General features: G+C 49.5%; 16 protein-coding genes and 1 riboswitch. Of the genes, 1 reads left to right on the plus strand and 15 read right to left on the minus strand.

The features are described 5' to 3' along the window. Positions 1-2: 2 nt before the first annotated feature. Entirely contained in the window at positions 3-278 is a 276-nt protein-coding gene (locus ACRPK8_RS01460; RefSeq protein ID WP_432236602.1) for a DUF3055 domain-containing protein, read from the plus strand. A 39-nt stretch (positions 279-317) separates the two neighbouring features. Here the strand turns inward: ACRPK8_RS01460 and ACRPK8_RS01465 are convergent, their stop codons facing one another. The 15 genes from ACRPK8_RS01465 to ACRPK8_RS01535 form a co-directional block, all read right to left on the minus strand. After that, on the minus strand, positions 318-764 hold the full coding sequence (locus ACRPK8_RS01465; protein WP_432236603.1) for a general stress protein: 447 nt from the start codon (positions 762-764) through the stop codon (positions 318-320). A gap of 85 nt (positions 765-849) precedes the next feature. Beyond that, positions 850-1,227, minus strand: a complete 378-nt coding sequence (locus tag ACRPK8_RS01470; RefSeq protein WP_432236604.1) for a YutD family protein — start codon at positions 1,225-1,227, stop codon at positions 850-852. 94 nt (positions 1,228-1,321) lie between these two features. Then, positions 1,322-2,221: a lipoyl synthase gene (gene lipA, locus ACRPK8_RS01475; RefSeq protein WP_035406024.1), complete on the minus strand. Its 900-nt coding sequence runs from the start codon at positions 2,219-2,221 to the stop codon at positions 1,322-1,324. Positions 2,222-2,283: 62 nt separating this feature from the next. Then, positions 2,284-3,585, minus strand: a complete 1,302-nt coding sequence (locus ACRPK8_RS01480) for a bifunctional metallophosphatase/5'-nucleotidase (protein ID WP_432236605.1) — start codon at positions 3,583-3,585, stop codon at positions 2,284-2,286. A gap of 21 nt (positions 3,586-3,606) precedes the next feature. Beyond that, positions 3,607-4,449 (minus strand): DUF72 domain-containing protein, encoded by an 843-nt coding sequence (locus ACRPK8_RS01485; protein WP_432236606.1) that lies wholly within the window; start codon positions 4,447-4,449, stop codon positions 3,607-3,609. Between the two features lie 69 nt (positions 4,450-4,518). Then, a complete protein-coding gene (locus tag ACRPK8_RS01490; protein WP_432236607.1) occupies positions 4,519-5,082 on the minus strand; it encodes a dihydrofolate reductase family protein in 564 nt (187 codons plus the stop codon). A gap of 85 nt (positions 5,083-5,167) precedes the next feature. Then, positions 5,168-6,565 (minus strand): Fe-S cluster assembly protein SufB, encoded by a 1,398-nt coding sequence (sufB, locus tag ACRPK8_RS01495; protein ID WP_087681298.1) that lies wholly within the window; start codon positions 6,563-6,565, stop codon positions 5,168-5,170. Between the two features lie 36 nt (positions 6,566-6,601). Next, complete coding sequence (gene sufU, locus ACRPK8_RS01500) at positions 6,602-7,036, minus strand: Fe-S cluster assembly sulfur transfer protein SufU (RefSeq protein WP_023469155.1); 435 nt, start codon at positions 7,034-7,036, stop codon at positions 6,602-6,604. Continuing rightward, positions 7,026-8,249: a cysteine desulfurase gene (locus ACRPK8_RS01505; protein ID WP_432236608.1), complete on the minus strand. Its 1,224-nt coding sequence runs from the start codon at positions 8,247-8,249 to the stop codon at positions 7,026-7,028. Before ACRPK8_RS01505 ends, sufU begins: the two co-directional genes overlap by 11 nt. A gap of 1 nt (position 8,250) precedes the next feature. Then, positions 8,251-9,528 carry a Fe-S cluster assembly protein SufD gene (gene sufD / locus ACRPK8_RS01510; protein ID WP_432236609.1) on the minus strand — a complete coding sequence of 426 codons (1,278 nt, stop codon included), beginning with the start codon at positions 9,526-9,528 and terminating at the stop codon, positions 8,251-8,253. An 18-nt stretch (positions 9,529-9,546) separates the two neighbouring features. Continuing rightward, entirely contained in the window at positions 9,547-10,332 is a 786-nt protein-coding gene (gene sufC / locus ACRPK8_RS01515; RefSeq protein ID WP_023469158.1) for a Fe-S cluster assembly ATPase SufC, read from the minus strand. A 133-nt stretch (positions 10,333-10,465) separates the two neighbouring features. After that, positions 10,466-11,716, minus strand: coding sequence for an MDR family MFS transporter (locus tag ACRPK8_RS01520; protein WP_432236610.1), 1,251 nt, complete (start codon positions 11,714-11,716; stop codon positions 10,466-10,468). Positions 11,717-11,796: 80 nt separating this feature from the next. After that, positions 11,797-12,624, minus strand: a complete 828-nt coding sequence (locus ACRPK8_RS01525) for a MetQ/NlpA family ABC transporter substrate-binding protein (protein ID WP_432236611.1) — start codon at positions 12,622-12,624, stop codon at positions 11,797-11,799. A gap of 32 nt (positions 12,625-12,656) precedes the next feature. Further along, positions 12,657-13,322 (minus strand): methionine ABC transporter permease, encoded by a 666-nt coding sequence (locus tag ACRPK8_RS01530; protein ID WP_023469161.1) that lies wholly within the window; start codon positions 13,320-13,322, stop codon positions 12,657-12,659. Then, positions 13,319-14,341, minus strand: a complete 1,023-nt coding sequence (locus ACRPK8_RS01535) for a methionine ABC transporter ATP-binding protein (RefSeq protein ID WP_023469162.1) — start codon at positions 14,339-14,341, stop codon at positions 13,319-13,321. The genes ACRPK8_RS01530 and ACRPK8_RS01535 overlap by 4 nt, the downstream gene beginning before the upstream one ends. 78 nt (positions 14,342-14,419) lie before the next feature. Then, positions 14,420-14,524: riboswitch (SAM riboswitch) on the minus strand. Positions 14,525-14,537: the final 13 nt, after the last annotated feature.

Genomic DNA, 14,537 nt, shown 5'->3' on the forward strand with positions numbered 1-14,537 from the left:
TAATGATGGAAGAACGTGATTTTTTATATGATGATGTCGAACAAACGAAGACACGCTTCGTCAGTTGGATTGGAGAAGCCAGTCGGTTTGATCTCGCCATCACCCACTCGGAGCATTTTTACGGTAAGATTCTTGTCTTGAATCTCTTATCGAATCGCTATGCGATCATCGGTGCGGACGATTTTGATGAACCGGGCTACATCGCGACGGCGTTTGACGTCGAAGAGGACGCAGCAACGGAACTCGAGATGTACCTGCGCGCTTATATTGGTCTATGAAAAAGCCTTCGTCATGCGACGAAGGCTTTTTCATATTTCTTATAAGAGACGGTCGTTCCGCTCATTTTGTGTGTTCGGTCCGCTGAAGATATTCGTATTATCCGATTCGTCATGCGCCCGCCGCTCCGAATGCTGATCTGCTTCATCACCGACGAGTAATACGAACTGGTGACTATCGACTGCATGATTCGCACGATCGACATCTTCCTTCGTCAACCCGTTACCGTGGATGGCATCTTTATGAGAGACTGACTCATCCTTTTTGAAGATACTCTTGATTTCCTGCCACAGATTACGATGGTCTTCTTGGGACAGATGAGTAGATGTTTGATGATTGTTCAGGTCAGCCATTTCCTCGATTTGTTCCAGATCATATTTATCATGTGCAAGAACTTTTAAATCAGTCGAGACGACACCGGCAACACGAAGATCATGTACGGCACTGACGACTTCTGGTACGGATGAGTAAATTCCAACGATTCGCATGGATGGTTCCCCCTATAGGTACGTGATACTTATAGTAATAGCCGAATTCCGTCCACTAGAAACGCTTTTCTGTATGACAGTTTGATTACTCGTTTTCCGCTTTCTCTGGTGCCGGGGCGAACTTCCGTTTCAACTTCAACGTATTGGTTGAAGAACCGTCGAAGCGAGGTGGTGCTTCTTCTCCTTCTACCAATCCGATTTTCTTGACGATGAAGTAGGCACATCCGAAATTACAGTACTCGTAGAGATAATCCGCCACATGCGAAATCTTCGTATCGAATGTCGCTTTCTCATGTTGATCTTCATAGAAGCCACGTAGCCGTAATTGACCGTGCCCCCAGTCCCCTACGATATAATCATATTTCTCAAGGACATCACTGAAGCGACCGATGAAGGCTTCCTCATTAAACCCTTCCCGCTTCTCTTCGACGACCTCATAACGTTCCCGATTGACTTGTATCATTATTCCCACCTCCTGCTGTTCTTATCATAGCATATTCCATTTCTCCTGACAGACGAAAACCGTCCAAGCCAGTTGCTCGAACGGTTGTTGATCGTTAGTCGATCGGGAGTGCCGTTTTATTCTTTTTCGCTGCATTGACCTGTTCATCCGCATGGTACGACGAACGAACGAGTGGACCGGCTTCACAGTGGGAGAACCCTTTGCCGAGCGCGATCTGCTTCAGTTCAGCGAACTCTTGTGGTGTATAGTATTTGATGACGTCGAGGTGCTTTTTCGTCGGTTGGAGATACTGACCGATTGTCATGATGTCAACATTGTTTGCGCGAAGGTCATCCATCGTTTCAAGAATCTCTTCCCATGTCTCACCAAGACCGAGCATCAAGCTCGACTTCGTTGGAATTTCAGGTGCGAGTTCCTTCGAACGACGAAGGAATTCAAGCGTCCGGTCATATGTGGCTTTTGCACGAACCGTTGGCGTCAGACGGCGGACCGTCTCGATGTTATGATTCATGATGTCTGGTTGTGCGTCAATCAGCGTTTTCAGTGCTTCGAAATTCCCACCCATGTCTGAAGGCAAGACTTCGATTGATGTCTCCGGATTCATCCGACGAACTTCACGAACCGTCTCAGCATACACGCCAGCTCCGAAATCATTTAAATCGTCACGCGCGACTGCCGTGATGACCGCGTGCTTCAAGTTCATCAAACGGACGGATTCCGCGACCCGTTTTGGTTCTTCGAGATCGAGTTCGTTCGGGCGTCCCGTTGTCACGGCGCAAAAACGGCATGCACGTGTACAGATACTTCCGAGAATCATGAACGTCGCCGTCCGGCGTACTGCCCAACACTCGTGGATATTCGGACACTTTGCTTCCTCACAGACAGTATGTAGCTTTTTCTCGCGCATCATACTCTTTAATTCTGTGTAGGTCTCATTCGTATTCAGCTTGATTTTCAACCATTCCGGTTTACGTTGGATTTCTCCGCGTCCCATGGTTTCGCTTCCCCCTTCATCCCCAAAAAGTCAATTCATGTCTGCTTTAGTATAACAAACAATCAAGGTTTGCGAACATGCAATTCATTATATTCCGACTTCTCCGATAAGCGGTTAAACAATAAATCACGCAATAATTCAGGCATGAAATATTCTTTTGGCATCTCTTTGATTGCCGGGAATAATGGACCGAACGTGAACATATCCGGCAAGACGACAGTATAACTTTGCGTTGACTCAAGCGGTTGATGATCCGTCAAACCCGCATAATGCATCCGCCCCATCAACTTCCCGCGGAATCCGAGACCCCGCACCTTCAGTTGTTCGAACTGCTCTGTCTTGACTTCATCAAGGAAGGTCTGTAATTCCTCTCCTGTCATCGTGACTTTACAAGGATTGATTGGATGCGGACAGAGTCGATGTAAATCAAAGGCAGAGACAGGACCTGGTGGAAGTGAACCGAGCAGAATCCCTGCCGGCACACAGGCGAGATCGGCATCACACCAGTCGCGCATCGTCTCGGCGAGCAACTGCGAAAACGGTGACTCACTGAACCAGTCATTGGCTAGACCCGCTGTCTCGCCAATCGGCTCCTTCATCTGTTGTTCCGCCAGATACTGCTCCCGGTCGAGGAGTTTTGCTGTCGCTTCGTCCTCGGCGTAATCGTGTAAGGAATGAAGCACTGCTTCCTTCTCACCGGTATCCGTATTCAAATAAATCTCGCCCGCATATTGTCCGTGTTTACCGGCTTGGGTAATCAAGACACCGTTCTTGACGACACCGTCATCAAGGACGTGATGCGTATGAGCACCGATGATTAAATCAAGTTCCGGAAAACGCATCGCCAGTTCTTCGTCTTGATAAAAACCAAGGTGACTTAAACAAATCAAGACGTCGACCTCTTGACGCAAACGCTCGATTTCGCGCGCCGCGACGTCAAATGGTTCTTCAATCGTCCAGCCAAGTAAGCCGTATAGCTCGATGTAAGGCGCCGTCAACCCGAAGACACCGACTTTCCCGGTCGGTAATTCGTGAACGACACCTTGCATTGCGAACGGTGCTTCTAAATTCGAGACGAGGACCGGAAAGTCTGCTTCTGTATAAAGATCGGCTAACCAATCATGCGGAAACGTAATGCCTTCATTGTTCCCAATCGTCACGGCAGTCGGCATCAACGCATTCAATAGATGCGTATTGATTTTTCCTTTTGTTGCTTCCGTCGCTGGATCGACACGGTCAGCATGATCACCGAGATCAAAAACGAGTGAATCATACGTCCGGTGTTCCTTGACGAAGGACATGTAGCGAGGCCACATGTCGAAGTGTGAGTGCAAATCATTATAGTGAATGATGTGTAACTTCATGCAGAAGCCCCCCTTGATGATTTAGAACAAAGAGATTTGTCGCGGCGCGAGTTCATAGTCGAGATCGAGAATCTCGATTAATCGTTTCGCATTCGGGGCAGCATCTCCTGCTGAGTTGTTGTTGAAGAAAACATAGACATCCTTTGCTTCCGCTGCCACGTTTCGGACGTGACTTGCAAGTTCCTGTAGCTCGTCTTCCGAGTAACGATAGAGACAACGGACTTTACGCCAATCGTCACTGCTTTGACCCGGTTTCTTTAACCAGCCGGCCTTGTTTCGTCCGTGAAGACGAATGAAGGCCGTCTCCTGCGTCACGACCGGTACGAATGGCACCGATCCGTCTTCCGTCTGCGGTTCGTCACAGATCGTATGAATGAACTGATGCTCCTTCAGAAAACGAAGTGTCCGTTCACGATACGCTTCCGAATACCACGATGGATTCCGAAACTCGATCGCGACCGGCAGTCCGGCGAGTGATTTTCGGATCGTTTGCAAATACTCCAAGTGCATTTTGCTGACATCGAACCATGGTGGAAGTTGGACAAGGATTGCCGCAATCTTCCCGCTCTTTCGCATTGGTTCGATCGACGCGATATATTGTTCAAAAATCGGTCCGAGCGGATCTTTGTTCTCCCGATCGTGTCCACTCATCGCCCGGTGGACCTTGACGATGAAACGGAACCCGTCCGGTGTCTCGGATACCCATTTTTCGTAGTTTCGTTCCGGTTGAATCGCATAGAATGTCGAGTCGACCTCGACTGCCGGAAAATGCCCGGCATAGACCGCCAGTTTCTCTTTTCGATCTTGCGGGGTCAAGTAGAGGCTATCATGATCTCCCCAGCCTGTGACACCGATATATATCATGCGCTCTTCCCCCTCGCGTGTACTATTCTACCTATTCATCATAGCATAGCAGAATCCGGGATTTCTTCTTCAATGCTTCTCTATTATACGTTCATATTCAAGAGCAATACAGCCTGAATCAAAGATACGCTTTTGAACTAATCGTAACGCTTGCGGATGCTCAAACACCGGAAACATTCGTTTTCCACCGCCGAGCAGGACGGGGTAGATCACGACATGGTAGCGGTCGATGAGTCCGAGCTTAACCGCTTCAGCAGCAAGTGTCGCCCCACCGATTGCAATCTGTTTTCCAGGCATGGCCTTTAGTGCTTCAAGTTCCTCGACAAGGGACTTGGTCGCTAGACGCGCCTTTCCTTCGACAGCGTCGAGCGTTCGCGAGAAGACGACCTTCTCAAGCGCCTGCCACGTTTTTGCATACTCAACGATGATGGGTTCGTCTTCCTGATCCGCCGTTTCCCAGTACTGCATCATTTCGTACAAACGACGTCCGTAGACATGGGTATCAAACGATTTCTCAAAATCGTTGAAGTACTGATGCAGTTCCGCGTCCGGCGAGGCGAAATCGATCCTACCTGAAGCATCTTCGATATAACCGTCGAGTGAAACTTGAAAGGAATAGACGATGTCACGCATAGTAACTCCTCCTTTTTTCACCCTTTACCCGAATAACCATTTCATGAAAAAACTCTCTCATCCGTAGATGAGAGAGCAAGACGAATTATCCGATTGAACCTTCCATCTCGAACTTGATGAGACGGTTCATTTCGACCGCATATTCCATTGGAAGTTCTTTCGTGAACGGCTCGATGAAGCCCATGACGATCATTTCCGTTGCTTCCTCTTCTGAGATCCCGCGGCTCATGAGGTAGAACAATTGCTCTTCCGAGACCTTCGAGACTTTCGCTTCGTGCTCGAGCGAAATGTTATCGTTGAGGATTTCGTTGTACGGAATCGTATCCGACGTCGATTGGTTATCCATGATGAGCGTATCACATTCGATGTTCGAACGTGCGCCTGTCGCTTTCCGTCCGAAGTGAACGATACCGCGGTACGTGACTTTACCACCGTGTTTTGAGATCGACTTCGAGACGATCGTCGACGACGTGTTCGGTGCTAAGTGAATCATTTTCGCACCCGCATCTTGGTGTTGGCCTTTACCAGCGATGGCGATCGACAATGTCATACCACGTGAACCTTCACCTTTGAGGATGACGGCTGGGTATTTCATCGTCAGTTTCGAACCAATGTTACCATCGACCCATTCCATCGTTGCGCCAGCTTCACAGATCGCACGCTTCGTAACGAGGTTGTAGACGTTGTTCGCCCAGTTTTGGATCGTCGTATAACGGCAGTACGCGTTTTTGTTGATGAAGATCTCAACGACCGCTGAGTGAAGCGAGTTCGTCGTGTAGACCGGTGCTGTACATCCTTCGACGTAGTGAACCGATGCTTCGTCATCAACGATGATCAACGTCCGCTCGAATTGACCCATGTTTTCCGAGTTGATCCGGAAGTAGGCTTGAAGCGGCGTGTCGACTTTAACACCTTTTGGTACGTAGATGAACGATCCACCTGACCAGACCGCTGTGTTCAAAGCTGCGAACTTGTTGTCTGTTGGCGGGATCAATTTCCCGAAGTACTCACGGAAGATATCTTCGTTCTCTTTTAACGCTGTATCTGTATCTTTGAAGACGACACCGATTTCTTCGAGGTCTTCTTTCATGTTGTGGTAGACGACCTCTGACTCGTACTGAGCCGAGACACCTGCCAAGTATTTTTGCTCTGCTTCAGGAATACCGAGCTTATCAAACGTACGTTTGATTTCTTCCGGTACTTCATCCCACGATTTCTCTGCCCGTTCCGACGGCTTGACGTAGTACGTGATGTCGTCGAAGTTCAATTCTGAGAGATCGCCCCCCCACGCTGGCATTGCTTGTTCGTTGAAGATCTTGAGTGATTTCAAACGGAAATCAAGCATCCATTGTGGTTCTTCCTTCATTTTCGAGATCGTTTCGACGACTTCAGTCGTCAAGCCACGTCCAGAACGGAAGATCGAGATATCGCGATCGTGGAAACCATATTTATAATCGCCAATTTCCGGCATGTTCTTTGCCATGTTCATTTCCTCCTCTTACTTGCTTGTGACCGAAGTTTACTTCCCTTCTTCTACGCCGCGTTCGAGCGCCTTCCAGGCAAGTGTCGCACATTTGATCCGTGCCGGGAATTTCGTGACACCCGAGAGTGCCTCGACGTCCCCGAGGTCGAACGATTCGTCGTCATAGTCTTTTCCTTGGACCATGTCCGAAAAGATATCCGCGAGTCGTAAGGCTTCTTCGATAGTCTTACCTTTGACGAGTTGCGTCATCATTGAAGCAGACGCCATGCTGATCGAGCAGCCCTCCCCGTCAAATTTCGCATCACGGACGACATCGTCTTCAATCGCGAGCTGGAGACGAATCGTATCGCCGCACGTCGGATTGTTCATGTCGATCGTGACGCCCCCCTCGATCGCACCGCGATTTCGGGGAGTTTTATAGTGATCCATGATCACTTGACGATACAAGTGATCGAGATTGTTAAAATCCATGACTGAAATACTCCTTCGTTTGGCAAAGTCCTGTCACGAGTGCGTCAACCTCTTCTTTCGTGTTGTAGAGATAGAAGCTAGCGCGAGCCGTCGAGCTCGCCCCGAGCCAACGCATCAGGGGCTGTGCACAGTGATGACCGGCGCGAACCGCGATTCCCTGCATATCAAGGACGGTTGCGACGTCATGTGCATGGACATCACCGAGATTGAACGTGACGAGTCCAACGCGTTCTTCCGGACCGTAAATCGTTAGTCCGTCGATGTCACGCATTTGTGCCATCGCGTACTGCGCGAGTTCACGTTCGTGTGCTTCGACGTTCTCTAAACCAATCTCTTCTAAGAAATCAATCGCTGCCGATAAACCAACAGCGCCTGCGATAATCGGTGTACCAGCTTCGAAACGATATGGAGACGGTTTGAACGTCGACTCTTCAAGGCCAACGTAATCAATCATCTCACCACCGAATTCAACCGGTTCCATCGCATTGAGTAATGCCTTTTTCCCGTAAAGAACACCAACGCCTGTCGGACCACACATCTTGTGTGCGGAGAAAGCGAGGAAGTCACAGTCGAGATCCGTGACATTAATCCGTTGGTGCGGCGCACTTTGCGCAGCATCGACGACCATGACGGCACCACGAGCGTGCGCAAGACGCGCGACTTCTTTGATCGGATTGATTGTACCGAGAACGTTCGAGACGTGTGCCATCGCGACGATCTTCGTCCGGTCAGACAGTTGTGCTTCGACCGCTTCGACCGTCACGCGACCATCCGCTGTCAAATCAACGTATTTCAACTTCGCTTTTTTGCGTTTAGCGACTTGTTGCCACGGAATGAGATTCGCATGGTGTTCGAGGTACGTGACGACGATCTCGTCGCCTTCTTCGACATGCTCCATCCCGTAGCTTGACGCGACGATGTTGATCGCCGTCGTCGTGCCGCGGGTAAAGATAATTTCTTCATGGTGTTGCGCCTGGATGAAACGACGAACGTTCTCACGCGCACCTTCGTACGCATCCGTCGCTCGTGTTCCGAGCGTATGGACGCCACGGTGCACATTCGAATGAATCGTCTTATAGTAGTCGTCAATCGCATTGATGACGACGAGCGGCTTCTGCGAAGAGGCCGCACTATCGAGATAGACGAGTTTCCGGTCGTTGACCTGTTGGTCGAGGATCGGAAACTGATTGCGGATGGATGCATCGATTCCCATATTAGTTTACTTTCCCTTCGATGACTTGAACGAGACGTTCTTTCACCGAGTCAATCGCAAGTTCCGAGACGACTGGCTGGAGGAAACCGTGAACGACGAGGCGTTCTGCTTCCTTCCGTGAAAGGCCACGGCTCATCAAGTAGTAGAGTTGTAATTCATCGACACGACCGACAGATGCCGCGTGTCCTGCCATGACGTCATCCTCATCGATCAAGAGGATCGGGTTCGCATCACCACGTGCCTTTTCAGACAACATGAGGACACGTTCCGTTTGAACGCCATTTGATTTTGAAGCGCCGTGATGGATCATCGACGTTCCGTTGAAAATCGATGTTGCTGCGTCTTTTTGGACACCGTGGATCAAGATGAAACCTTCTGATCCTTTACCGAAGTGGTCCGTCCGGACGTTGAAGTTTTGTTTTTGCTCTCCACGACCGACCGTAACGGCTTTCGTATCTGAGAACGAATCGTTTCCGACGAGGTGGGTTTTTGTTTCTGTGACCGTGTGACCGTCATTCATGTGACCGAGTGCCCATTCGAGCTTCGCGCCTTGTTTGACGACACCACGACGGTTCATATACGTGACGGCACCCTTAGATAGTGTATCGACACCACCGAAGAGGACTTTTGCGTTGTCTTCGACGAAGACTTCCGTGACGACGTTGACGTTATGTGCTTCGTCACCGTAAGAGACGAAGTTCTCGATATACGTCAATTCGCTGTCCGCATCTGCGACGATGATCGCGTGGTGGTAAAGCGCTGCGCCTGATTGCTCAAGCGTGTAGATCGCTTGCATCGGTACAGAAAGCTTAACGCCTTTTGGTACATAAAGGAACGTACCGCCGTTACGAAGTGCTGCGTTTAATGCCGCAAGACGATCTTCGTTGACTTGAACACCTTCCGTCATGAAGTACTTCTCGACGAGTTCCGGGTGTTGTTTTAATGCGTCTTCGAGCGTCGTGAAGATGACACCGTTCGCCGCTTCACTGTTTTGCGCATGGACGAGTTGTCCGTTACGCGTGACGAGCATGTGATCACGGTTTTCGCCGATCAATGCTTCGATATCTGAAGAAAGACCAGTGACGGTTTCAAGTTCCGTCGTACCTTCTGTGAAGTTCCAGCCTTCGATCTTGATTTTTTCTACTTTTGGCAATGCGAGCGTTGGGGCAAGATCAAGCGCGTCTTGACGCTTTGCGACCATCCAAGATGGTTCCCCTAAGCGAGTCGCACGTTCTGCCACTGCCTCGCGATTTACTGCAAGATTCAGTTCTACAGTCATCATGCTTCCTCCCTCGTCTTACGCTTTTGTTTCGATTTCGACGTCTTCGATGCCGAGTTCTTTTTTAACCCAGTCATAACCTTCTGCTTCGAGACGGTGTGCGAGTTCTTTCCCACCAGACATGACGATTTTTCCGCCCATCATGATGTGGATGAAGTCTGGCTCGATATAGTTCAAGAGACGTTGGTAGTGCGTGATGATCAAGCAGCCGAATTCCGGTGAACGCATTTCGTTGACACCTTTTGCAACAACTTTAAGTGCATCGATATCAAGACCTGAATCGATTTCATCAAGAATTGCGATCGCTGGTTTGAGCATCATCATCTGAAGAATTTCGTTCCGTTTCTTTTCTCCACCAGAGAAACCTTCGTTGAGGTAACGGTGTGCCATTTCTGAAGGCATCTCGAGAAGACCCATTTGTGAATCGAGCTCACGGATGAACTTCATGAGTGAGATTTCATCGCCTTCTTCACGACGCGAGTTGATCGCTGAACGGAGGAAGTCTGAGTTCGTAACACCGCTGATTTCGCTTGGGTACTGCATTGCGAGGAACATACCTGCTTGTGCGCGCTCATCGACTTCCATGTCGAGGACGTCTTCGCCGTCGAGTGTGACTGAACCAGATGTCACTTCGTACGATGGGTGACCCATCAATGCTGATGCGAGTGTTGATTTACCTGTCCCGTTTGGTCCCATGACCGCGTGGATTTCCCCGCCTTTGATTTCCAAGTTGACGCCTTTCAAGATTTCCTTGCCGTCGATCGCGACGTGTAGATCTTCAATCTTCAAGTGTGAAGCCTTCATGTTAGAATCCCTCCATCTATTCATTTCGTGACTGACGATTCAGAACACGAGCGTTACTAATTTAGTATCATTCTAATCTTAAAGAAACATCGCGTATTATTCAAGCGTCATCGCTCGTTGTTTTTTCTCAAAATCACGCGTTTTGTTGAGAATCATTCGAAAGTTTCACCGGTTCCTCCAGTTCCTCGATCGTCGAAGCCCGATGAATCCGTTGTGACAGTAAGAGCAGTGGTATTCCGAATAATGTCAAGCCCGCTAATATCCCGAAAATCGGTAACGGACGGTCCGCTCCATATAAACTTAACAAATGTCCTCCGGCGATCGGACCGATCGATTGTCCGATCGACGTCAAGCCCATCGCCCCGAAGTAACTGCCCCGTAATTCTGGCTTCGCGAACCGATCGGTCAAGATGTCGGTCATCGTGAACATCATGACTTCCCCGCACGTGAAGATAACCATCGCGACGACCATCAGCCAAATTGAACTCACATTACCGATGATGAACAATCCGACAGCGACGGTCGCAATCCCGGTCGTGATTGAGACGAGCGGTGACGTCTTGACACCGAACTTCATGATCGGATACTGCACGACCAGAACGGTGATCGCATTGATCGTGATCAAGATCGCATAGAGTGTCTTCCCGCCTTCAAGGAGTGACGTCTCCGTCAAGAACTGTGGCAAGGTCGAGTTGAACTGGCTGTAGCCGAAGACACCGAAAATGATGCCGGCGAGCGCGAGCGTGAAGGCGATGTCCGTCCGCAACAGACGAATCGTCGCTCCGAACGACACTTTCTTACCACCGTGTGTCTCGGTGATCGGATGGCGTTTGAATAAAATTCCGATCATCACGCCGTACACGATATAGACGAACGCCGTGATGTAAAACGTCGCTGACGTGTTCCCCGCACTCAGCAGTAAAGCGATTCCCGGACCGATCGCTGCTGCGATGTTGATCATCGCGTAACGGATGTTGAAGACGAACAACCGGTTCGCTTCGTCCGTCGTATCACTGATCAAGGCACGGGCGGATGGTTCGAAAATCGAGCGACAGACTCCGTTCAAGGCACTCAGGATGAAGAACGCCCAAAACGTCTCGACTTGTGCGAGTGCGATGAAGACGATCGCAAACCCAATCGTTCCAGCGAGCATCATCGCCCGCCGACCGTACCGGTCTGACAGTGTACCGCCGACGAAACTCATGACGAGACTGGCGATCGCCGAAATACTGAGGACCCAGCCGACGTCGACCGGATCGAACTTCAGGACGGTCGTCATGTAGATGGCGAAGAACGGCATCGTGATGAACGTTCCGAGACGCGAGAAAAACGTCCCGAACAGGACCCCGAGTGTCAACGGATGCAGTTGACGAATGCGTTGCATATGATTCCCCCCTAACCCCTATTTCAGACAAATGAAAAGCATCCTTCCATTATATAGGAAGGATGCCGGTTTCGGTGAACTTATTTGCTGACTGGAACGACTGCACCTTTGTACTTGTCGAGGATCCAATCTTGGTTTTTCTTCTCGTGTAAGATGTCGAGAAGGGTCGTGACACGCTTGTCTTTTTCATCGCCGTCACGTGTAACGATGATGTTGACGTATGGTGACGACTCATCTTCTGAAGCAATCGCATCTTTCAATGGGTTCAGACCGTTATCGATCGCATAGTTCGTGTTGATGAGGACTGCGTCGCCTTCATTGTTTTTATAAGCTTGCGGAAGCAGTGATGCTTCGATGTTCGTCTTGAACTTGAGTTTCTTCGGGTTCTCCGCGATATCACCGAGTTGCGCATCTGTCGTTTTACCGTCTTTGAGTTTGATCAACCCTTCGTTTTGAAGGAACGTCAAGACACGACCGCGTTCCGCAACGTTTGAGCTCGTCAGAATCGTTGCACCGTTTGGCAACTTATCGAGTGACTTGTATTTCTTCGAGTAGATTCCGAGTGGTTCAACGTGGACGCCACCTGCGTTCGCGAACTTATACGATTTGTTTTCTTTCTCTTGTTGCTCGAGGTACGGTACGTGCTGGAAGTAGTTCGCATCGATTTCTTTTGATGCAAGTGCTTTGTTCGGAAGTACGTAATCCTGGAACTTCTTGATTTCAAGCTTGTAACCTTTTGCTTCATATTCCTTTTTGACGTGCTCAAGGATCTCAGCGTGCGGTACGTTGGATGCCCCGATGACGAGTGTCTTGTCGTCGCTTCCTGATGATTTTTCACCACATGCAGCAAGGCTGATTGCTAAAACGGATACAGCGGCAGTACCTACGAATTTTTTCCAAACTTTCATGAATGATTCCTCCAATATGTTTAAAATTTGAATTAACGTTTATCGATCGCTCGGATCAGCAAATCACCAATGATTTGGATGACGAAGACGATCGCTAAGATTAAGAGCGTCGCAATGACGATGACATCGTTTTGAGAACGCTGGAATCCTTCGATGAAGGCCATGTCCCCAAGTCCACCTCCGCCGACTACTCCGGCCATTGCCGTATAACCGACAAGTGAGACGAGTGTGACCGTGATACCAGAAACGATGGCAGGCAACGCTTCCGGGATTAAGACTTTATAGATGATCTGGAACTTCGTCGCGCCCATCGATTCCGCTGCCTCGATGACACCTTTATCGACTTCGCGTAACGCGAGTTCAACCATCCGACCGTAAAATGGTGCAGCACCGAAGATCAGTGCCGGTAATGCTGCCGTTGGTCCGAGGAACGAACCGACGATTGCTGTCGTGAACGGAATCAATAAAATCAGTAAGATGATGAACGGAATCGAACGGAAGACGTTGACGACCAAGCTCAACACTGAATAAAACGCCCGATTCTTGAACAATAACTCTTCGTTTGTCGCATATAATAGTAAACCAATGATCAAACCGAGAACGAATGTCGAAACACCAGCGATTGCCGTCATATAAACGGTACTGCCTGTCGCTTCCCACACCATGTCCCAATCTAGGTTGTCAAAGAATGAAATCATCGGTGATCCACCTCCACTTCAACATCACTGGCTTGAAGCTTCGTGATGACCGCTTGTGTTGCTTCTGTTTCCCCGATCAACTGAATGAACAGTGTACCGAGTGCCCCTTCCTGTGATTGACCGACGTTTCCGCCGATGATATTGAACAGGACCGGCGAATCCTTCATGACTTCCGCGAGGATCGGGCTTTCCGCTGTCGATCCGACGAACGTCAACTGAACGATTTTTCCGGTTGGGTACCGTTCGCGAAGTTTCGCGAACGTTAACTCGTTTTCCGATGGCGACGTCAATTGTTTGACGAATTCCTTCGTCATCGCCTGCTTCGGATGACGGAAGACTTCTGCGACCGGTCCTTGCTCGACGATTTTACCAGCTTCCATGACGGCGACCCGGTGACAGATTTTTTGAATGACGTGCATCTCGTGTGTGATCAAGACGATCGTCAGTTTCAGTTTTTCATTGATGTCGACGAGTAACTCAAGGATTGAGTCCGTCGTCTTCGGATCGAGTGCACTTGTTGCCTCGTCACATAAGAGAACGTCTGGATTCGATGCCAGTGCCCGAGCTATACCGACACGTTGTTTTTGACCACCGGATAATTGTGACGGATAGGCTTTTTCGCGTCCGTCCAAACCAACGAGTTGGATCAGTTCCGCGACCCGTTCCTTGCGGTGTGCTTTCGGGAAGCCACCGAGTTCGAGCGGGAACATGATGTTCTCTTCGACCGTCCGTGACCAGAGTAAGTTGAAGTGCTGAAAGACCATCGAGACATTCTTACGGACGCCTCGTAATTCTTTTGGTTTCAGTGATGTCATTTCGACACCATCGATTTGGATCGAACCACTCGTTGGTGCCTCGAGCATATTCAGCAATCGGATCAAGGTCGATTTCCCTGCTCCGGAATAACCGATTATTCCAAAAATTTCACCGCGCTCGATTGTCAGATCGACATTCGCAACGGCTTCGACCGCTCCGCGCTTTGAGCGATAAATCTTTCCTACGTCTTGTAAACGAATCACAACTGTCCCTCCTAAAATAAAAAAGTGCGCGCGTTTTAGAGCAAACGCGCGCACTTTTTCAGTACACAAAACCATTTGCTCTCATCTCCCAGACTGTTGTCTGCTGGAATTAGCACCACTTCGGATTAGATCCGCGGTTGCCGGGTTTCATCGGGCCAGTCCCTCCACCACTCTCGATAAGAGTTTCGGTATTAAG

It is taken from the genome of Exiguobacterium sp. TDN 0502 (genome assembly GCF_050846835.1).
Lineage (GTDB): Bacteria > Bacillota > Bacilli > Exiguobacteriales > Exiguobacteriaceae > Exiguobacterium_A.